The following is an 18,450-nucleotide window of genomic DNA, read 5'->3' as shown; positions in this document are numbered from 1 at the left end:
CGACACGGACGGGTCGCAGGCGTGATCTCTTTCCGAATTGGCTTCTGGAACGGCACTCCGAAATGCACGACCCGTGCCATATCAACGGTACGGGCCGTGCGTCGGGAGGTTATTTACGATCGGTTGCTGCATTGGTCGTCGGCCATCCGATATCCTTGCGGATCTCCGCGGGCAGGCCCTCAAGCACCTTTTCCGTCTGGCGGCGGCGGCGTTCGTTGCGGACTTTCAGGATGAGAAAGAGAGCCGGGCGTAGAAACGAGGCGAATGATGACGGCCGAAACCGGGAGCGATCGCTCTCCTGATAGGTAATCATGGTCATGGCAGTTCTCCTTGGGTATTTCATGGACGGCGCAGACTGGGAGAATGAGCGCTGTCAATCCATCAATCAATCAGATGCAAGTGATGCGTCCCATGAAATTCTGTTCTGTATGGACGCTTGCTTCCGATAATTTGCAGTATGTCGGCCATTTGACATTCAATCAAACGAAATGATATCGTTCTTAAGTTCAGATTTTTTGATGGAGGCCGCCATGACCGTACCTTTCCGTCCGCCGCTCCCGTTGCTCGACAACGATGTGCTGCGAACCTTTGTGGCGATTGCAGAGACAGGAAATTTCTCCACCGCTGCGGAGGCCGTATTGCGCACACCGTCAGCGGTATCGATGCAGATCAAGAAGCTCGAAGAGCAACTTAAGACGACGCTCTTCCTGCGTGATGCCCGCTCCGTAACGCTCACCCAGCACGGCGAAATGCTGCTCTCCTACGCGCGGCGCATGCTGGCACTCTCCAATGAAGCGGTATCGCGTTTCGTCATGCCCGAGCTTTCAGGCGTCGTGCGGCTCGGCGCGCCGGATGATATAGCCGAGCGTATCCTGCCGAAGGTCCTCAAGAATTTCGGGGAGGCTTTTCCCGGCATCATGGTGGACGTCACGGTCGACATGAGCATACAGCTCAGGAAGCGCATGGAGGAACAGCGCCTCGACCTGACGCTGATCAATTGCGCCACGCGGCCGTTTCCCACGAGTGGCGAGGTGATCCATACCGAAAAACTGGTCTGGGCCGGTGCCAAGTGCGGTACTGCCTATCTGCGCGATCCTCTGCCGATCTCCGTCTGGGAGGATGGCTGCGTCTGGCGCCAGGATGCCGTCTCGCAGCTCGAAAAGCACAAGCGGCCTTATCGTATCGCCTATGCCAGTGCACATACGATGGCGCAAAGGGCGGCGGTCGTTTCCGATCTGGCGATCGCGCCGTTCCCGTTGTCCTATGTGACGGATGACATGCAGGTTCTCGGCCCGAAGGAAGGCTTGCCGGAGTTGTTCAGCTTCGACATCCGGCTGCTGACCGCGCCGCAGCTCTCGCATCCCGCCAAGGCAGTTGCGGAAAGCGTCCGCGAGGCCTTTGGCAGCCTTATCGCTGCGGCAGCTTGATCTATTGCTCGGCTGTTGTCCGGTCTCGCCGGATCGCGCTTGTCACTCGCGGCCGCGACGACGCCTGCGGCCGCCGTCGACGGCATCTGCCAAAACTTTGCGCTCCGGCAGTGTTACGACCGCTGCAAGATGCGGAAAGGCATCGATCTTGTTCGGCAAGGCCATGGCGGCGACGAAATGCTCCTGAAATCTTGGTTCAAGAGCGGTTTCTATCTTGTCGATTTTCCTCACCGTCTCCTCGATTTCACGACGATACTCGCGATTGAGCAGGCACATGCGCGCACCCGTGCCTGCGGCATTGCCGACCGCCTTGACCCTGGACAGGTCGCAGTCCGGGATCAGACCCAGCACCATGGCGTATTTCGGGTCGATGAAAGTGCCGAAAGCGCCCGCAAGTCCGATCCGATCGACTTGGGTCACGCCCTGCTTGTCCATCAGCAGTTTCACACCGGCGTAGAGTGCCGCCTTGGCAAGTTGGATGGCGCGCACGTCATTCTGCGTCACGGTGAGGCGCTGCTCTCCGTCATGCAGCAGATAGGAGAAGGTGCGGCCGTTCTGCAAGATTCGCGGCGACCGCTCCGCAAGCGCCCCGTCCACAACGCCGTCCTCCGAAATGATGCCGGCGAGATACATCTCGGCGATGACCTCGATGATGCCTGAGCCGCAGATGCCGGTGACGCCGGTCGCGGCCGCTGCTTCGGCAAAACCCGGCTCGTCGGACCATTGCTCGACGCCGATCACCCGGAAACGTGGTTCCAGCGTCAGAGGATCGATACGGACGCGCTCGATGGCACCGGGTGCCGCCCGCTGGCCGGAGGAGATTTCCGCACCTTCGAAGGCCGGCCCGGTTGGCGATGAGGCCGCGACCACGCGACTTGAATTGCCGAGCACGATTTCGGCATTCGTGCCGATATCGACCAGGAGCATCATCTCGTCCTGCCGGTGCGGGCCTTCCGACAGCGTTGCCCCCGCGGCGTCGGCACCGACATGGCCTGCGATGCAGGGCAGGACATAGGTGCGCGTTCCCTCGTTCATCGGCAGGCCGATTTGCGACGATTTCACCCGCACCGCTCCGGAGACCGCCAGCGCAAACGGTGCTCCGCCGAGCTCGGTCGGATCGATGCCCAGAAAGAGATGGTGCATGATCGGATTGCCGACGAAGACGCTGTCGAGGATATCGCCGCGTGATACGCCGCCTTCCGCGCACACCTTGTCGATCAGCCCGTTCAAAGCTTCGCGCACGGCAAGCGTCATTGCCTCGCGGCCGTCCGGGTTCATCATCACGTAGGAGACTCGGCTCATCAGGTCTTCGCCGAAGCGGATCTGCGGGTTCGACGTGCCGGCGGACGCCACCGTGCGGCCTGAAAGCAGCGAGGAGAGATGCATCGCGATCGTCGTCGAGCCGATGTCGCAGGCAATCCCATAGGCCTCGTTTTTAAGACCCGGATAGAGCGCGACGAGGCGAGGCCGCTCGTCCTCGCGATCCTTGTGGATCGCGGCTGTCACCTTCCATTCGCCCTTGCGCAGAATGGATTGAACCTTCGGGATCAGATGGAAATCGACATCGAGATCATCGAAATGCCAATCTGCGGCAAGTGCGGCCTTTAGCCGGTCGAGATCGCCGAGCGGCTTTTCCATATCCGGCTCTTCGACTTCCACGTAACACATGCGAAGCGCCGCGTTGCGGTCGAACACGCGCTCGTCGGCCGCCTTGCGCACGACCTGCGCATTGATCACCGTGTCCTGCGGCACGTCGATGACGAGGTCGCCGAGAATCAGTGCAGAGCAGGAGAGGCGGCGCCCTTCAGGCAGGCTGCGCACGCGATCGTAACGCTCCTCTTTCGGCCCGATCCGGGAAAGATGGTCGTGAGAGGAGGTGATGCCGTGCTTGGCGAAATGTCCCTCCTGCACGGAGATCTGGCAGCGGCCGCAGGTCGCCCGGCTGCCGCAGACGCTCTCCACGTAGACGCCGAGCTGGCGCGCGGCTTCGAGCACCGGCGTGCCGACCGGAAACCGACCGCGCTTGCCGGACGGCATAAAGAGGACGAGGGGATCTTTCATGTGGCCCTCATGTGCACTAACGTTTTGCGCCGGTAATCAATATTCTGGCGTTTTTGGAGTGAAACTTTGCTTGGTTCGCTTTTCCTTCTGGCCCTGCTTTCCACTGAAATGAATTCAGATCGGTTTTCCATTTCGAAAGATCTGCTTCCATTTGGTGTGCCCTCCGAGTTCGCCGACGGTATGTCGCCGGTTCTTACTCTCGAGGAGCTGCTAGCCTGCTTCAACACATATGTCTCGGTCGAAAGGCAACGCCTCCAACTAGGCCTGAAACATTCGACCTTGGCTGTCGAGGAGTCATACGGTGTTGTCAACAAACAAAGGCGTCTTAAAAATGCGCCGAAAGGCGATCTGGACAGGCAGCTCGATGAAATCGAAAAGTCGGCTGCCGAAAACAGCAACCTGATGAAAAACACGCGTGAGTTTTTGCTGCTGCGCACTAAGTTTTTCAAGGAATATCTAGCCTTTGCTGAAGATTGCGGCTCCAAGACTTATCGTTCGCCCGATGTGCGGACGCTTTTCCCAAATGGCGTCCCGAAGCAATAACGGTGGCCCGTGGTTGCGCATCCCTCAACTCTCTGATCTGCTTTCGGGCTGCTTTACTCCATTCTTGCACCAGCGCCAGCCCGGGCGGCACGGCCTCCGCGGCGACCGGCAGATGCGGCGGCAGGCGCAGCCGTAGCGGCTCCGCCTTCCGCCGGCTTGTAGTCGCGATAGGTCATGATCCAGTTGCCGCAATTCTGGTCGGTGCCGTTCAGGACGTTGGCGGCGCGGACGGCTTCCATTTCCTGTGGACGGCAGGGGTTCATGATCGCCGACGTCATGCCCGCGCCGATCACCATCGGGATGAAGCCGGCATTGATACCGTGGCGATGCGGCAGGCCGAAGGAGATGTTGGAGAGCCCGCAGGTCGTGTTGACCTTCAGCTCCTCGCGCAGGCGCCTGAGCAGCGCAAAGACCTGCAGGCCTGCCGAGCCCAGTGCGCCGATCGGCATGACCAGCGGATCGACGACGATGTCATGGGCCTTGATGCCGTGGTCGGCGGCGCGTTCGACGATCTTCTTCGCGACCGCGAAGCGCACGTCGGGATCCATGGAAATGCCGGTCTCGTCGTTGGAGATCGCCACGACCGGCACGTCATATTTCCTGCAGAGCGGCAGGATGGCCTCGAGCTTTTCCTCTTCGCCCGTCACGGAGTTGACCAGCGGCCGCCCCTTGGCGACCTTCAGCGCCGCCTCGATTGCGGCCGTTACGGAACTGTCGATCGACAGCGGCACGTCGACGAGGCCCTGTACGATTTCCAAGGTCCGGACGAGGAGCGGCGGCTCGGTTTCGTTCGGGTTGACGGCGGTCACGCCGGCATTGACGTCGAGCATGGTGGCGCCTGCCGCAACCTGTTCCAGCGCATCCTTGATGACGGTGTCGAAATTGCCTTCCACCATTTCCGCCGCGAGCTTCTTGCGGCCGGTCGGATTGATGCGTTCGCCGATCACGCAGAAGGGCTGGTCGAAGCCGATCACGACTTCCCGGGTTGCGGATGCAACAATGGTGCGGGTCATTAATTCCTCCGGGCATTCCTGCTGGATGCCGAAATGAGTGCTCTTCCTGCTACGTCAGATCGTTTCGCGTCCGCCTGCCTTCACCAGTGTCGCGAGCCGTTCCTTGTCATAGGCCGCTTCAAGCTCGGCCGCAGCCTTATCGGCTTCGGCTTCCAGATCATCGGAAACGACGACAGGATCCGCCTTTCGCCATTCCGCAAGGTAATCATCCGTCTCCGAAGCTCCAGTCCGCATGGCACACATGTCGATCGCCTCGGTGAAGCGAAGCGACAGTTCGCGCTTGGCGGTCTGGCGGCCCTTTTTGACGATCACCTGTGCCGGAATGTCCCGCCAGTAAACGATGATTCGGTCGGCCATGATTTCCTCCATGTTGAAACCAAGCATGCACGGGCAGGGCGCGGGGGACTGCGCTTGCCACGACGTCGCATAGAGCAAAAAGCGACGCGGCTACCAGATACCCTTGGTGAAACCGTGATAGACCCATGTCCAGATCGTCGGCGGAAAGCGCACGACGGAGGGCCCTTGCGGCCGATAGGGCTTCAACGTACCGCCGATCGCATCCTGTAGAGCGCGAACGCTGATGTCGACGCAAGCCGCCGTCATCAGCAGCGGGTAGGTGGCGAGGCTGTCGGCACGGGAGGGCGTCAGCCGCTTCTCGTACAGCGTGCCGCCGGTGTCGATGCCCTTGTCCACCAGATGCACGGTCGTGCCGAAGTTCTTCTCGTCACCTTCGACCAGCGACCAGTATCCGCCCATCTGGCCGCGATACATGGGATTGATTCCGGCATGAAAATTGACGACCGGGCAGGGGATAGCGGCGAGTGTCTGCGGCGACAGGATACGGCAGGAGATGGTGAAGATCGCAGCCGGCTGCAGCTTTGTCACCATGGCCAGACAGGCAGGATCATTCAGTGACGGCACACAGGTCACCGGAATGGCGGGATTTGGCTCGGCGGACAGGCCGTAATCGCGGATGATCTCTGCCGATCGTCTTGCAGCAACGTTCTTGCCGAGTCTGGAGGCAACCATGGTGAGGAGCTGACCGATCGCGGTCGCCCAGCCGAAGCGCCTGGCACGGCGTCTTAACAGCGCGCCCTTCGTTTCAGGTTGTTCCTCGATCACATGCAAATCGGGAAAATGCCGGGCGAGCGCATTGATCATCACCTGCGGATTGGTCCCGCCGGCGGTCATCACCACGATCCGAGAAGAAGTCCGTTCCTGCATATGCAACTCCGCTCAAGCGCAGAGTCGCACTCTTCTCGTGAAGCCGAAAGAAACCGTTAAGCCGAGCGTAACGCTTGCGTGAGGTCGCCGTAGCCGGTGAAGCGGTATTCGTAGGAGAGGCCGAGATAATCAGCCGCCGCACGCGCTTTCTCCTGCAATGTCTCATCTTCCTGCTGGGAGAGATAGACGAGCTTGCGGTAATTGCCGAAATACATGTCCTTCAGTTCAGGGTGTCTGTCGAGGCCAAGTGGCTGGACGACGAAGGCTTCGAACTGGCGAGCGAGGAAATCCGTCAGGAAGAAAGAGAGCAGATCGTCATCGGCCTTGGCCGCAAAGGCCTCGTTGCCGGCGAAGAATGAGTAGCAATGCGGTCCTTCGATCCGCGCGATGCCCTCGCGTTCGCACAGCCGGTCGATCGCGCCGCCAGTGCCGCAATCCGCATAGGCGAAGAAAATCCTCTCGAACCCGTTCTGACGCGCCTCTGCGACCGCCTTTTCGAGTCCCGGCACGATTTTCTGGGGATAGGCGTGCCAGATTGCCGGCAGGCAGTTGAGATCGATATGGTCGAGTCCACTCTGTTCGCAGACCGCGAGAATCTCCCGCGCGATGGCCCCGCAGGCGATCACGTGAACCTTTTCGCGGTTTGAGCGTTCCTTCGCCGGAAATTCTCTTTCCGGAACAATTCGATCCATTTCCATCGGAGTATTCTATCATGACGGCCAGGACAGTCACGGTGATCGCCGCGCTTTTCGCGACGATGGTTTCGCTTTCCTCCTGCGGCAATACCATCCGCGGCGTGGGGCAGGACACGGCGAATGCCGTCAACGCCACCCAGGATGCCGGCCGCAGCGTCGAACGCGCCGCTCGCTGATTAGACTGAACCGCCTTCGCCGCTGGCCAGTCTCAGACGCCGGCGGCGAGGCTGTTATGCCTGCGGCGGATGAACTCCTTCGCCGTCTCGACGGTGACTGCGGCATCGCGGCAATAGGCGTCAGCCCCCACCGCCTTGCCGAACTCCTCGTTAAGCGGCGCGCCACCCACCAGCACGATATAATCGTCGCGGATCCCCTTTTCCTTCATCGTGTCGATAACGACCTTCATATAGGGCATGGTCGTGGTCAAAAGCGCCGACATGCCGATGATGTCGGGCTTTTCCCGCTCGATCGCATCCAGATAATTCTCGACCGGGTTGTTGATGCCGAGGTCGATGACGTCGAAACCGGCACCTTCCATCATCATGCCGACCAGGTTCTTGCCGATATCGTGGATATCGCCCTTGACTGTGCCGATGACCATCTTGCCAAGCTTCGGTGCGCCGGTCTCAGCGAGCAGCGGACGCAGGATCGACATGCCGGCCTTCATCGCATTGGCCGATAACAGCACTTCCGGCACGAAGAGGATGCCGTCGCGGAAATCGATACCGACGATGCGCATGCCCTCGACCAGCGCCTTGGTCAGGACATCGTAAGGCGTCCAGCCGCGCCCCAGCAGGATATTCGTAGCCTCCTCGATCTCCTCCTTGAGGCCATCATAAAGGTCGTCGTGCATCTGCTGCACGAGTTCCTCGTCGGAAAGTTCCGAAAGGATGATTTCGTCATCGGACATGGGATTCTTCCCTTCACGTTCGCGGGGCCGGGCAAATCAGACGCTCACCGTCTTCGAATATCTGTACCTTCAAATCGTTTCGCAATTTCTTTCGTATGCGACAGCCGTGCGTCGGAAAAACGACGGATGACGAACGTCAAGAAATGTCTGTCCTGCACAAACCCGTGACGCAGAAAGGCAGGGCTCAGCTTGCACATAGGCCTAGCATGGCGCATCAGAAGGAATGCGCAAAGAGCGGCGCGAAGGCGAGGAACATCATGGACGATCTGAACCAGCAAACGGAACCGGCGGGCGGCGCGGGACGACGCGGCCGCGGCGAACGGGGCGCGGCGGGCCGCCGGGCGGCACGCGCGGGCGGCGGTCCGGGGCCGTCCTTGCCCTACATCACCCGCAGGATCGGCGTCTATAACGTGCTCGACGAAGAGGGTCTGCAGCTCATCGAGCGTAATGCCGACACGATCCTCGAAGAGATCGGCATCGAGTTCCGCGACGACGACGAAGCGCTCGACCTCTGGAGACAAGCCGGCGCCGACGTCCAGGGCCATCGGGTGCATTTCCCGAAAGGGCTCTGCCGCGAACTGCTGAAGACCGCGCCGAAAGAGTTCACCTGGCACGCGCGCAATCCGGCACGTAGCGTGCAAATCGGCGGCGATGCCACCGTCTTCGCACCCGTCTATGGTCCGCCCTTCGTGCGCGACCTCGATGGCAAGCGCCGTTATGCGACGATCGAGGATTTCCGCAATTTCGTGAAACTGTCCTATATGGCGCCGTCCATGCATTCCTCGGGCGGGACGGTCTGCGAACCGGTCGATATTCCGGTCAACAAGCGCCATCTCGACATGGTCTACAGCCATATCAGATATTCCGACAAACCCTTCATGGGTTCGGTCACCGCCCCGGAACGTGCCGAGGATACGGTCGCCATGGCGAAGATCGTCTTCGGCGACGAATTCGTCGAAAACAATTGCGTGACGCTGAACCTCATCAATGCCAATTCGCCGATGGTCTTCGACGGCACCATGCTCGGCGCGCTGAAAGTCTATGCGCGGCACAACCAGGCCTCCGTCGTTTCACCCTTCATCCTGTCGGGCGCCATGAGCCCGGTCACGGTCGCAGGCACGCTGACGCAGATCCTCGCCGAAGTGCTGGCGGGAGCGTCTTTCTCGCAGCTTATCCGAAAGGGCTCGCCGGTCCTTTTCGGCACGTTTGCGGCATCGATCTCCATGCAATCGGGCGCGCCGACCTTCGGCACCCCGGAGCCGTCGCTCGTTTCCTATGGCGCGGCCCAGCTCGCCCGCCGCCTCGGCCTGCCGTTCCGCACTGGCGGTTCGCTCTGCGGCTCGAAGGTGCCGGATGCGCAAGCCGCGCACGAATCCTCCAATACGCTCAACACGACGCTGCTTGCCGGCACGAACTTTGTCCTGCACGCGGCGGGCTGGCTGGAGGGCGGCCTCGTCAGTTCCTATGAGAAATTCATGATCGACCAGGACCAGCTCGGCATGATGCAGAAGATGGCGCAAGGCATCGATCTTTCGGAAGAAGGTCAGGCGCTTTCGGCAATCCGCGAAGTCGGACCGGGCAGCCATTATCTCGGCTGCACGCATACCCAGGCGCATTTCCAGTCAGCCTTCTACCGTTCGGCGCTTGCTGACAACAACTCGTTCGAGCAGTGGGAGATCGAGGGAGAGAAGCGGATCGAGCAACGCGCCAATGCGCTCTGCCGTGCATGGCTCGATTCCTACGAGGCGCCGCCGCTCGATCCCGCCATCGACGAAGCCCTGCTTGCCTTCATCAAGGATCGCAAGGATTCGATGCCTGACGCCTTTACTTGAAGAGAGCCCGAGGCCGCCAGGGAGCAAGGCGGCGCCAAGCTGGTTGCCGACTTCATCCAGGAAGGAGTCTGGCGCCCGCACTATAAGCATCAGGGGCCGCAATGAGCGGCCTCCCGGCGGTTCTCGACCGGATTTCAGAAGCGCTTGAGCCGCATGGTATCTTCGTCCGCGGCATCGCTAGTTTCGGACCGGACGAGGGGCCGTTGCTGGCGGAAGGATCGAGGGCGCGATCGGTCGTGCTGCTCGGCAATCTGGGCGGGTCGATGTGGCCGGCCTTTGCCAGATGGCGTCGGAGTTATGATGGCCCCGATCCCCTCGATACGTGGTCGAAACAACGGATCCGGCCATTGGCAGAAGAACTCGGAGCAACCGCTTATTTCCCCTCCGATCGGCCTTGGCAACCGTTTCAGCAATGGGCAATGAAGGCGGAAGGGCTGAAGCCTTCGCCGCTCGGTATCCTGATCCATCCGCAATACGGGCTGTGGCACGGCTATCGCGGCGCACTCGGTTTTCCGTTCAAGATTGAAACCAACATCACCAAGCCCGGCCCTCCTTGCGATACCTGCCTGGACAAGCCTTGCCTTACAGCCTGTCCGGTCGCGGCGATCAGCCTGTCCGGCTTCGATATCGCGGCCTGTCGCTCCTATCTCGCCAGCGAGAGGGGTAAGAAAACCTGCATGACTTACGGCTGTCTTGCGCGCAACGCCTGTCCGCTCGGCGCGCAATTCCGCTATCCGCCCGAACAGCTCCGCTTCCACATGGAGGCGCTGATCTAGATTTCTGCCTTGGGGTAAGCCCGTTCCAATCCGCCGGAACGGGTCAGTCCTTCGCGGAAGGCGGCGTAGGCCGGGTGCTGGCTCGACTTGGCGGACTCCATCAACCGCATCTGCAGACGGGCAGGGGCCGTGTTGCCGATCCATTCGCCGCATTTTTGCAGCTTCAGCGAGTTGAGAAACCGCGCTTCCGATGCCTGATCGAGATAGAGATGCAGGCCATCGAGCAGCAGGTCGTCGGAGGTCGGGTTGTCCATCAGCAGCGTGAGCCACGACTGGCTCTCCGGCGAAAACCCTGCAAGGCTTTCCGCCACCGTCTCCCGGCTGCCGATCGGGGATATGCTTGCCATCTGGTCCTCCTCGGCGCTAGCCGCGGCGGCGACGTCTTTCCCGGCCGGAATCGCCGCCCGATTCACTGGCGGTCTTATTGCGCAGCGGACCGATCTTGTCGACGATTTCCTCGATTGTCGGCCGTGGATGTGGCGTATAGTCATCAAGGGCCTTGCGCATGGCCGCCAGATGTTCACAGGACGTGCCGCAGCATCCGCCGATGATCCTTGCGCCTGCATCGCGGGCGAGTCTCGCGTATTCGGCCATCAGCGGCGGCGTGCCGGAATAGAATATCTCCGCACCGCGATATTCCGGAATGCCGCAATTGCCCTTGACGATAGTGATGGCTTCCGGGTCGGCTGCAGTGATGTCGAGCAGGCTCGAAAGGATATCCGAAGCGCCGACTCCGCAATTGGCACCGACGGCGACCGGGCCTTCGCCGACGCTCCTTGCGACGCCGTGTATATCCTTGGGGTCGAGGCCCATCATGGTCTTGCCCGCCGTATCGAAAGATCCCGTATAGGTATAGGGCAGGCCGACCTTCGCGGCGGCCTCTGCCGCGGCACGGATTTCCTCCGGCGAGGACATGGTCTCGATCCAGGCGATTTCGGCACCACCAGCCTTCAGGCCTTCGATCTGCTCTGCGAAGGCAGATACGGCGTCTTCATAGGAAAGCGCGCCGAGTGGTATCAGGAGTTCGCCGGTCGGGCCGACCGAGCCGGCGACGATCACCTTGCGGCCTGCCTTTTCGGCAACCGAGCGCGCGATTTCCGCAGCTCGTTTGTTGAGGTCATAGACCCGGTCATCGGCCTTATGCAGCTTCAGCCTGTGTCGGGTGCCACCGAAGGAGTTGGTAAGGATGATGTCGGCGCCTGCGTCGACGAAATCCTGATGAAGTTTTTCGATCTTCTCCGGCGCCGTTTCATTCCAGAGTTCCGGCGCCTCGCCCGCTTCGAGCCCCATGGCGAAGAGATTGGTACCGGTCGCGCCATCGGCCAACAGCACGCCTTTTTCATTGAGAAGTTCGGTCAGCGCGTTGGCAGTCGGCATCCAGGCTCTCCTTGCAGCAGAAATCGATCATATAAAGATTTCTTTATATGCGTTCAAGTCGCGGCCATCTGCCTCTTCGCGACGTTGGTGTCTCTTATTCCGTCGCTCCCTTTTTCCGTCTCGTGGCTGGCCGGCATGACCATGGCGGCAATGATGGTCTGAAGGTCCAGCATGCCGCTTGGCGTTCCGCTCCCGTCCACCACGATCGCGCGTGACTGGCCCGCCTCGGTCATTTGCCTGGCGGCGGCTTCAAGCGTCGCGTCGGCTGCGAGTCGCAGGCCATCCGGCGTATCGTCGAGCGGCCGCATGACCGTGCGAGCCCGGATGACGCGGCCGCGGTTCACTTCCTTGACGAAGGCGGTGATGTAATCATCGGCCGGTGACAGCACGATCTCCTGGCCGGTCCCCTGTTGTATTACCTGCCCGTCGCGCAGGATGGCGATCTTGTCGCCAAGCCTGAGCGCCTCGTCGAGATCATGAGTGATGAAGACGACGGTTTTCCTGAGCTCCGCCTGGATGTCGAGCAGCACGGTCTGCATATCGACGCGGATCAACGGATCGAGAGCCGAATAGGCCTCGTCCATCAACAGGATATCGGCATCGTTGGTGAGCGCTCGAGCCAGGCCGACGCGCTGCTGCATGCCGCCGGAAAGCTGGTTCGGATAGTGCTTTTCAAAACCGGCAAGCCCGACGCGTTCGATCCAGTGCTGGCCGCGCTTGAGGCTTTCGGAGCGTGGAATGCCCTGGATATCGAGCCCGTAGACGGTGTTTTCGATGACTGTCCGATGTGGCAGGAGCGCGAATTTCTGGAAGACCATCGCCGTCTTGTGGCGGCGGAATTCGCGCAGGTCCTTTTCGTTCATCCGGCAGATATCGATGCCGTCATAGACGACCTCGCCCGTGGTCGGCTCGATCAGCCGGTTGATATGGCGGATCAGGGTCGACTTGCCGGAGCCGGAAAGCCCCATCACCACGGTGATGCCGCCTGCCGGCATGGAGATGCCGATGTCCTTCAAACCCAGCACATGGCCGTGCTTCTCGTTGAGCTCGGCCTTGGTCATGCCGGCCTTGACGGCCTCTATATAGTCGCGGCCGAAAGGCCCGAATATCTTGTAGAGGCCTCTGATCTCGATGCCATGACTAGCCATGAACCACCTCCGAATGCTTTTGTAGTCGCTTGCCGAAGGCCTGGCTGGTCCGGTCGAAGATGATCGCGATCGCCACCAGCGCGAAACCGTTCAGGAACCCGAAGGTGAAGAACTGGTTGTTGATGGCCTGCAGGGTATTTCTGCCAAGCCCGCCGACGCCGACCATGGAGGCAACGACGACCATGGCGAGCGACATCATGATCGTCTGGTTGATGCCGGCCATTATGGTGGGGAGTGCGAGCGGCATCTGCACGTTCCAGAGCTTTTGGCCAGGCGAGGAGCCGAAGGCATCGGCCGCCTCCAGCACTTCCTTGTCGACCAGGCGAATACCGAGATTGGTCAGCCGGATCATCGGCGGTACGGCATAGATCACCACCGCGATCAGCCCCGGCACCTTGCCGATTCCGAAAATCACAACCACGGGAATCAGATATACGAAACTCGGCATAGTCTGCATCACGTCCAGGATTGGATTGATAACGCCCTGGATCCGATCGGAGCGGGCCATCAGGATGCCGATCGGCAGACCGATGACGATAGCAATCAGGGTGGCCACCGTGACGATCGCGAGCGTCACCATCGTATCGCCCCACAGTCCGGACATGCCGATCAGCAGCATGCCGATCGCGGTACCGATGGTGATGCGGAGGCTGCGACTACCGAGATAGACGATCGCCAGCATGATCATCAGCACGACGATCCAGGGCGAATTGGTGAAGAGCCGCTCCAGATAGTTCAGGAACCATTGCAGAGGCGCAGTCACGGCGTCTATGACGTGACCATATTCCCTTACGAGGCCCTTGAAGCCGTCGTCGATTATCTTGCGTGCATCACGGATATACTGATCACTGATGGCCGGGAATTTACAGAGAATGCCCGGCACGAAATCGCAGCTCGCCATGCTTTTCCCCTTGTCTGTTCTATATTTTGCCTTTCGCAGCCCGACATGGCTTTCCGGGTGCGGCGGCAATTTCCGGCAGGTTTCCGCATCTGGAGTATCGCCCGGCGACCACTCCCATGCACCACCGCAGACGACATCGAGCGACGTCCACGACAAATGCAGTTGCCGAAGGCAACGCCCGGAGCATCGCCTTCGGCATATCCACTACCGTCAGAGGGAGGCTTTGACCTTATCGGCGACTTCCGGCGAGACCCACTTGGTCCAAACCTCCGGCATGGTCTCGAGGAAGTGCTTGGCAGCGTCCTCGTTGGTGCCCTGGTTGTCCGTCTGCCACGCGAGAATGCTGTTGACCGTCGCGTTGCTCCATTTGCGATTCTTGATGTAGTCCATCGCAACGCTCGCCTTCTCCGCAAACTGCTTGGTGACAACGGTGAAGGCTTGCGAGGTCGGATAAGAGTTGACCTTGGGGTTTGCGCAGTCCGGCACCGCGGTGCAGGCGTCCCACTCGGCCTTGTCGTGCGGTACGTCGAAGGAGAGCTTCACCATTTCGTATTTGCCGAGGATGGCCGTTGGCGCCCAATAATATCCGAGCCATCCGGTCTTCTTTTCGAAAGCGCTGGCGATCGACCCGTCAAGGCCGGCTGCGGAACCCGTATCGACCAGTTCGAAGCCTTTGTCCTGTGCTGCGAGCGCCTTGTAGAGATTGGCGGTCGAAACCTGACAGTTCCATCCCGAGGGGCAGTTGGTCACCGCACCCTTCGACGGATCTTCGGGGGCCGGGAACAGGTCCGGATGCGCGAGCGCCTGTTGAACCGTCTTGATGTCCGGGTGAGCGTCGGCCAGGAATTTCGGAATCCACCAGCCCTCCACGGCGCCGTCGGCAAGGATTTCCGCGGCGATGATCAGCCGGCCATCGGCAGCGGCCTGGTCGAGCAGGGTGCGCACCGAATTGATCCAGAATTCCGGCGCGATATCCGGCTGACTTTTCTCATTCATGGAGGTGAAGGTCGGCATCGTGTCGCCTGAGACGAGTTCGACAGTGCAATCATACCCTTCTTCGAGAATGATCTTGTCGACATTGGCCGCGACGCCCGCCGAGGCCCAGTTCATCTCCGCAATCGAAATCGAGCCGCAATCGGCCTGCGCCGAGCCGGCAAAGGCATAAAGACCAGCGGCGAAGACAGTGGAAGCAAGCAGTTTTTTCATCTTAAGACCTCCCAGTCTTATCGTTCCAAATGTTCACTTCGGTGGATGTCCAGCAGGGCCATCCGCTAGCGCGGGCGCAGCGCATGCAACCGGTGGATGCTGCCGCGCGAACGTTGCTGGGCGATGCGTCTTTTCGCATCTGCGGAATGCTGTCACAGATACTGCGCATTTATATGTCAGCCCAATGCAAGGTACGGTTTCCCCAACAGAAATCAACCTGTCCCGGGCAAGTGCGCGCCGCGCGGGCAAATATCAAACCTTTGTCTGAGCTCGATTCCCGGTCGAAAAATCATCATTTGCCATCGTTCTCAGCGACAATTCCAGCGTGCGGAACAGATGGTACATGGTACGCGAAAAAGTCACGCCCGAGATTTGACGTTTTGTAGTCGATTAGCGCCGTTTCCAGCAGTCCGAAATTTTTCGAAAAAGACGAAAAATAAGAAATTCACGCAGCTTACCGCCCGTAATAACCATCCGGTAAGAATGTCGCGCTATTGGTTTCAATGCGGGCGGTTAGCTTGCCTTTGGCACCGGATCAGGTAGTGCGTACCGGTTGCCCTTGCTTCCCGACGGCGCCTTGACCTTTTCGGCTGCGGGCATTTTCATCTTCCGATTGTCGTCAGATTCACCGCCGCCGCATCCGAGCGGGCCTTGCGGCAGCGGAGATTGACACTTATCTCCAAAGCCTTCACCATTGCCAGGCAATGCAAATCCAGAGTCATCACCACCAACAGGGCCGGACGCCTCTCTTGTCTACGAATCGTCCGGTCCCCTCTGGAACAGGCTCCTTTCTTCTATGACACGCTCCGGTCACGTCACGTTCGTCCTCGGCGGTGCCCGCTCGGGCAAATCCGGCTTTTCCGAAAAACTCGCCCGGGAGACCGGCTTTGAACGCCACTATATTGCGACCGGCCGCGCCTATGATGACGAAATGAGGCAGCGGATCGCCCGTCACCGAGCCGATCGGGGCGACGGATGGGTGACACATGAAGTGCCGGTCGATCTCGTGTCGCGCATCGAAGCAATCGATGCGCCGGGCAGGGTAGCGCTTGTCGATTGTCTCACGCTCTGGATCACCAACCTCATGATGGAAAATCGGGATATCGATGCGGCAGGCGAAATGCTCGTCCGAAGCTTCGCTCCCCTTGCTGGCCGTCTGATCCTCGTTTCCAACGAGGTGGGGCTTGGCATCGTGCCGGAGAACAGAATGGCGAGAGAGTTCCGAGACCATGCCGGGCGCCTGCATCAGAAGATCGCCGCGGCGGCTGATGAGGTCTTCTTCATCGCCGCCGGTCTGCCGCTGAAGATGAAGGGTTAGAAACCGACCCAGATCCGCACCGGGTGGGCCGGATCGGCGAGCAGTTTGAGCGCCAGGGCAAGGCAAGAAAGAACCAGCAGCGGCTTGATCAGCTTCGCGCCGCTCCTCATCGCCATCCGCGAGCCGACCTGAGCACCGAAGAACTGGCCGATCCCCATCAGAAGGCCGATCTTCCAGAGCACCGAACCCGTTGCGGCAAAGATCAGGAAGGAGCCGAAGTTCGATCCGAGATTGATGAGCTTGGTATGGGCGGTCGCCTTCAGCATGCCGAAACCGGCGAGCAAAACGAAGCCGAGCATATAGAAGGAGCCCGCACCCGGACCGAACACACCGTCGTAAAGCCCCACCAGGGGAACAACCGTCAGGCCGAAAACAAATGGAGTCACCCGTTGGTGGCTGTCGCTGTCGTTGAGGTTCGGTTTGACTGCGAAAAAGACGGCGATCGCGATCAGCAGGAAGGGTATTGCTGCCGCGAGCCACTCGGCCGGCACCATGGAGGCGAGCAAGGCACCTATGGCTCCGCCGAGAAGCGACATGGCCGCCATTGGCAGCTGTTTTCTTAAGTTGACATGGCCGCGCCGGGCATAGGCGATTGTCGCCGAAGCAGAACCGAATTGCGATTGCAGCTTGTTCGTTGCGATCGATTCCAGCGGCGGAATGCCGGCGATCAGCATGGCCGGAATGGTAATGAGCCCGCCGCCACCGGCGATCGAATCCACAAAACCGGCAAAAAAAGAAGCGAGGAAAAGCATCAGGACGAGATGCGAGGCAAGGTCGTTCAAGGGAAAAACTCGGTAAGCGGCGAAATGCGCGAACTAAGACGCGGCGCGCTTCTCGCATCGAATGTGGATTGACGCAAGGCAATCTCGCTCGAAGTCGCCATGCCGCCAGGGATTGCGCTGCAAATGTTTGGCGCTATTGTGCGCCGCCTTGAAAGCCGCCGAATATGGGGATGAAGCATATGCATAAGGTCATTTTTGATACGGATCCGGGCGTTGATGACGCCATGGCCCTGCTTTTCCTACATCGGCATCCCGAGATCGACCTTCTCGGCGTGACGACGGTCTTCGGCAATGTGCCGCTGGAGCTGACCACCCGCAATGCGCAGTTCCTGCATCGGGAATGGAATATCTCCGCACCCATCTCGATTGGCGCCGAAAGCACGCTCGATCCCTCGCGCCGCGACGATCGAGCGGCATCCGTCGTGCACGGTGCCGATGGCCTCGGCAACATCGGCGTGCCGCAGACGATCGACTGGCCGCTTGATTCGCGTCCCGCCTATCAGTTCATCATCGAGACCGTGCGGGCCAATCCGGGCGAGGTGACGCTGGTTGCCGTCGGCCGTATGACAAACCTCGCGTTGGCGCTGAGGGCTGATCCGGGCATAGCAGGCCTCGTCAAGGAAGTGGTCGTCATGGGCGGCGCTTTCGATGTGATCGGCAACGTGACGCCTGCTGCCGAGGCGAATATCCACGGCGATCCGGAAGCGGCCGACGTTCTTTTCACCGCACCGTGGAAAGTGACCATCGCCGGGCTCGACGTGACGATGAAGACGATCATGACCGCCGAATATCTCGACGTCATGGTCAAATCGGGCGACCAGCCCGTACAGCTCCTCTCGGACCTGTCCCAATATTATATCGACTTCTACAAGAGCCGCGTCGGCATTGCCGGCATGGCCGTGCATGACAGCACGGCCTGTGTTTACCTGGTCCGGCCGGACCTTTTTACCTTGCGCAGCGGTGCCGTGCGCGTCGTCTGCGGCGGCATTGCCGACGGCGCGACGATCCAGTCGCCGGACCATGGCCGCAAATTCACAGGAAGCCCTTGGGATGGGCACCCGAGCCAGCGGGTCTGCACGGATGTCCGATCTGAAGAGGTGCTGGAAGTCATCCGTGCGGCGCTTGTGGAAGGTCGCCATTCGATTGCTGTTTAGGCAACAGTTCCAGCGCAAATTGACGCTCTCGAAAACGAGGCCATTGGCATTTGAGATCGATTTCCCTATGTGGGACGTTGATT

General features: G+C 60.2%; 20 protein-coding genes. 7 read left to right on the top strand and 13 right to left on the bottom strand.

Annotated features, from left to right (window positions below):
• Nucleotides 1–109: 109 nt before the first annotated feature.
• A complete protein-coding gene (locus ABK249_RS12665; protein ID WP_037147219.1) occupies nucleotides 110–319 on the bottom strand; it encodes a hypothetical protein in 210 nt (69 codons plus the stop codon).
• Nucleotides 320–530: 211 nt separating this feature from the next.
• Here ABK249_RS12665 and ABK249_RS12660 point away from each other — a divergent pair, with 211 nt between their 5' ends.
• Nucleotides 531–1,427 (top strand): LysR family transcriptional regulator, encoded by an 897-nt coding sequence (locus ABK249_RS12660; RefSeq protein WP_152601054.1) that lies wholly within the window; start codon nucleotides 531–533, stop codon nucleotides 1,425–1,427.
• 42 nt (nucleotides 1,428–1,469) lie between these two features.
• On the opposite strand, the gene ABK249_RS12655 is transcribed toward ABK249_RS12660, so the two are convergent.
• Nucleotides 1,470–3,488 carry an ASKHA domain-containing protein gene (locus ABK249_RS12655; protein WP_348863066.1) on the bottom strand — a complete coding sequence of 673 codons (2,019 nt, stop codon included), beginning with the start codon at nucleotides 3,486–3,488 and terminating at the stop codon, nucleotides 1,470–1,472.
• 66 nt (nucleotides 3,489–3,554) lie between these two features.
• Between ABK249_RS12655 and ABK249_RS12650 the strand changes: the two genes are divergently transcribed.
• A complete protein-coding gene (locus tag ABK249_RS12650) occupies nucleotides 3,555–4,031 on the top strand; it encodes a hypothetical protein (protein ID WP_227702948.1) in 477 nt (158 codons plus the stop codon).
• A 53-nt stretch (nucleotides 4,032–4,084) separates the two neighbouring features.
• On the opposite strand, the gene ABK249_RS12645 is transcribed toward ABK249_RS12650, so the two are convergent.
• The 4 genes from ABK249_RS12645 to ABK249_RS12630 form a co-directional block, all read right to left on the bottom strand.
• Nucleotides 4,085–5,044, bottom strand: coding sequence for a methyltetrahydrofolate cobalamin methyltransferase (locus ABK249_RS12645; protein ID WP_227702947.1), 960 nt, complete (start codon nucleotides 5,042–5,044; stop codon nucleotides 4,085–4,087).
• A 54-nt stretch (nucleotides 5,045–5,098) separates the two neighbouring features.
• Nucleotides 5,099–5,401: a virulence factor gene (locus ABK249_RS12640; protein WP_227702946.1), complete on the bottom strand. Its 303-nt coding sequence runs from the start codon at nucleotides 5,399–5,401 to the stop codon at nucleotides 5,099–5,101.
• A gap of 90 nt (nucleotides 5,402–5,491) precedes the next feature.
• A complete protein-coding gene (locus ABK249_RS12635) occupies nucleotides 5,492–6,268 on the bottom strand; it encodes a formyl transferase (RefSeq protein ID WP_227702945.1) in 777 nt (258 codons plus the stop codon).
• Nucleotides 6,269–6,324: 56 nt separating this feature from the next.
• The gene (locus ABK249_RS12630; RefSeq protein ID WP_407722075.1) at nucleotides 6,325–6,960 is read right to left on the bottom strand and encodes a DUF1638 domain-containing protein; all 636 of its coding nucleotides are present in this window, start codon (nucleotides 6,958–6,960) and stop codon (nucleotides 6,325–6,327) included.
• 65 nt (nucleotides 6,961–7,025) lie between these two features.
• Here ABK249_RS12630 and ABK249_RS12625 point away from each other — a divergent pair, with 65 nt between their 5' ends.
• Complete coding sequence (locus tag ABK249_RS12625; RefSeq protein ID WP_227705135.1) at nucleotides 7,026–7,139, top strand: entericidin domain-containing protein; 114 nt, start codon at nucleotides 7,026–7,028, stop codon at nucleotides 7,137–7,139.
• Nucleotides 7,140–7,171: 32 nt separating this feature from the next.
• Here ABK249_RS12625 and ABK249_RS12620 read toward each other — a convergent pair whose 3' ends face one another.
• Nucleotides 7,172–7,873 (bottom strand): corrinoid protein, encoded by a 702-nt coding sequence (locus ABK249_RS12620; RefSeq protein ID WP_227702944.1) that lies wholly within the window; start codon nucleotides 7,871–7,873, stop codon nucleotides 7,172–7,174.
• A gap of 257 nt (nucleotides 7,874–8,130) precedes the next feature.
• On the opposite strand from ABK249_RS12620, the gene ABK249_RS12615 reads away from it, so the two are divergent.
• Both ABK249_RS12615 and ABK249_RS12610 read left to right on the top strand, forming a co-directional pair.
• Nucleotides 8,131–9,705, top strand: a complete 1,575-nt coding sequence (locus ABK249_RS12615; RefSeq protein WP_348863064.1) for a trimethylamine methyltransferase family protein — start codon at nucleotides 8,131–8,133, stop codon at nucleotides 9,703–9,705.
• 101 nt (nucleotides 9,706–9,806) lie between these two features.
• Nucleotides 9,807–10,481, top strand: a complete 675-nt coding sequence (locus ABK249_RS12610) for a ferredoxin (protein WP_227702942.1) — start codon at nucleotides 9,807–9,809, stop codon at nucleotides 10,479–10,481.
• Here ABK249_RS12610 and ABK249_RS12605 read toward each other — a convergent pair.
• The 5 genes from ABK249_RS12605 to ABK249_RS12585 all read right to left on the bottom strand — a co-directional run bounded on the left by ABK249_RS12605 (nucleotide 10,478) and on the right by ABK249_RS12585 (nucleotide 15,113).
• Nucleotides 10,478–10,828, bottom strand: a complete 351-nt coding sequence (locus ABK249_RS12605) for a hypothetical protein (RefSeq protein ID WP_348863062.1) — start codon at nucleotides 10,826–10,828, stop codon at nucleotides 10,478–10,480. The genes ABK249_RS12610 and ABK249_RS12605 overlap by 4 nt on opposite strands.
• Nucleotides 10,829–10,844: 16 nt before the next feature.
• Nucleotides 10,845–11,858 (bottom strand): betaine--homocysteine S-methyltransferase, encoded by a 1,014-nt coding sequence (bmt, locus tag ABK249_RS12600; RefSeq protein WP_227702940.1) that lies wholly within the window; start codon nucleotides 11,856–11,858, stop codon nucleotides 10,845–10,847.
• Between the two features lie 53 nt (nucleotides 11,859–11,911).
• Complete coding sequence (locus ABK249_RS12595; protein WP_348863061.1) at nucleotides 11,912–13,006, bottom strand: quaternary amine ABC transporter ATP-binding protein; 1,095 nt, start codon at nucleotides 13,004–13,006, stop codon at nucleotides 11,912–11,914.
• Complete coding sequence (locus ABK249_RS12590; RefSeq protein WP_227702938.1) at nucleotides 12,999–13,907, bottom strand: ABC transporter permease; 909 nt, start codon at nucleotides 13,905–13,907, stop codon at nucleotides 12,999–13,001. The genes ABK249_RS12595 and ABK249_RS12590 overlap by 8 nt, the downstream gene beginning before the upstream one ends.
• A gap of 210 nt (nucleotides 13,908–14,117) precedes the next feature.
• Complete coding sequence (locus ABK249_RS12585) at nucleotides 14,118–15,113, bottom strand: ABC transporter substrate-binding protein (protein ID WP_227702937.1); 996 nt, start codon at nucleotides 15,111–15,113, stop codon at nucleotides 14,118–14,120.
• Nucleotides 15,114–15,909: 796 nt separating this feature from the next.
• Between ABK249_RS12585 and cobU the strand changes: the two genes are divergently transcribed.
• Complete coding sequence (gene cobU, locus ABK249_RS12580) at nucleotides 15,910–16,431, top strand: bifunctional adenosylcobinamide kinase/adenosylcobinamide-phosphate guanylyltransferase (protein ID WP_037147178.1); 522 nt, start codon at nucleotides 15,910–15,912, stop codon at nucleotides 16,429–16,431.
• Here cobU and ABK249_RS12575 read toward each other — a convergent pair.
• A complete protein-coding gene (locus tag ABK249_RS12575; protein WP_348863060.1) occupies nucleotides 16,428–17,213 on the bottom strand; it encodes a TSUP family transporter in 786 nt (261 codons plus the stop codon). The genes cobU and ABK249_RS12575 overlap by 4 nt on opposite strands.
• A gap of 179 nt (nucleotides 17,214–17,392) precedes the next feature.
• Between ABK249_RS12575 and ABK249_RS12570 the strand changes: the two genes are divergently transcribed.
• A complete protein-coding gene (locus tag ABK249_RS12570; RefSeq protein WP_348863059.1) occupies nucleotides 17,393–18,367 on the top strand; it encodes a nucleoside hydrolase in 975 nt (324 codons plus the stop codon).
• Nucleotides 18,368–18,450: the final 83 nt, after the last annotated feature.

Origin of the sequence: Neorhizobium phenanthreniclasticum (genome assembly GCF_040066075.1) — a bacterium.
Lineage (GTDB): Bacteria > Pseudomonadota > Alphaproteobacteria > Rhizobiales > Rhizobiaceae > Neorhizobium > Neorhizobium petrolearium.
This window is presented reverse-complemented; position numbering and strand designations above follow the sequence as displayed.

Coding starts and splice junctions, on each gene's coding strand:
- ABK249_RS12665 (WP_037147219.1), bottom strand. CDS start 319: ATGACCATGATTACCTATCAGGAGAGCGATCGCTCCCGGTTTCGGCCG.
- ABK249_RS12660 (WP_152601054.1), top strand. CDS start 531: ATGACCGTACCTTTCCGTCCGCCGCTCCCGTTGCTCGACAACGATGTG.
- ABK249_RS12655 (WP_348863066.1), bottom strand. CDS start 3,488: ATGAAAGATCCCCTCGTCCTCTTTATGCCGTCCGGCAAGCGCGGTCGG.
- ABK249_RS12645 (WP_227702947.1), bottom strand. CDS start 5,044: ATGACCCGCACCATTGTTGCATCCGCAACCCGGGAAGTCGTGATCGGC.
- ABK249_RS12640 (WP_227702946.1), bottom strand. CDS start 5,401: ATGGCCGACCGAATCATCGTTTACTGGCGGGACATTCCGGCACAGGTG.
- ABK249_RS12635 (WP_227702945.1), bottom strand. CDS start 6,268: ATGCAGGAACGGACTTCTTCTCGGATCGTGGTGATGACCGCCGGCGGG.
- ABK249_RS12630 (WP_407722075.1), bottom strand. CDS start 6,960: ATGGATCGAATTGTTCCGGAAAGAGAATTTCCGGCGAAGGAACGCTCA.
- ABK249_RS12625 (WP_227705135.1), top strand. CDS start 7,026: ATGGTTTCGCTTTCCTCCTGCGGCAATACCATCCGCGGCGTGGGGCAG.
- ABK249_RS12620 (WP_227702944.1), bottom strand. CDS start 7,873: ATGTCCGATGACGAAATCATCCTTTCGGAACTTTCCGACGAGGAACTC.
- ABK249_RS12615 (WP_348863064.1), top strand. CDS start 8,131: ATGGACGATCTGAACCAGCAAACGGAACCGGCGGGCGGCGCGGGACGA.
- ABK249_RS12610 (WP_227702942.1), top strand. CDS start 9,807: ATGAGCGGCCTCCCGGCGGTTCTCGACCGGATTTCAGAAGCGCTTGAG.
- ABK249_RS12605 (WP_348863062.1), bottom strand. CDS start 10,828: ATGGCAAGCATATCCCCGATCGGCAGCCGGGAGACGGTGGCGGAAAGC.
- bmt (WP_227702940.1), bottom strand. CDS start 11,858: ATGCCGACTGCCAACGCGCTGACCGAACTTCTCAATGAAAAAGGCGTG.
- ABK249_RS12595 (WP_348863061.1), bottom strand. CDS start 13,006: ATGGCTAGTCATGGCATCGAGATCAGAGGCCTCTACAAGATATTCGGG.
- ABK249_RS12590 (WP_227702938.1), bottom strand. CDS start 13,907: ATGGCGAGCTGCGATTTCGTGCCGGGCATTCTCTGTAAATTCCCGGCC.
- ABK249_RS12585 (WP_227702937.1), bottom strand. CDS start 15,113: ATGAAAAAACTGCTTGCTTCCACTGTCTTCGCCGCTGGTCTTTATGCC.
- cobU (WP_037147178.1), top strand. CDS start 15,910: ATGACACGCTCCGGTCACGTCACGTTCGTCCTCGGCGGTGCCCGCTCG.
- ABK249_RS12570 (WP_348863059.1), top strand. CDS start 17,393: ATGCATAAGGTCATTTTTGATACGGATCCGGGCGTTGATGACGCCATG.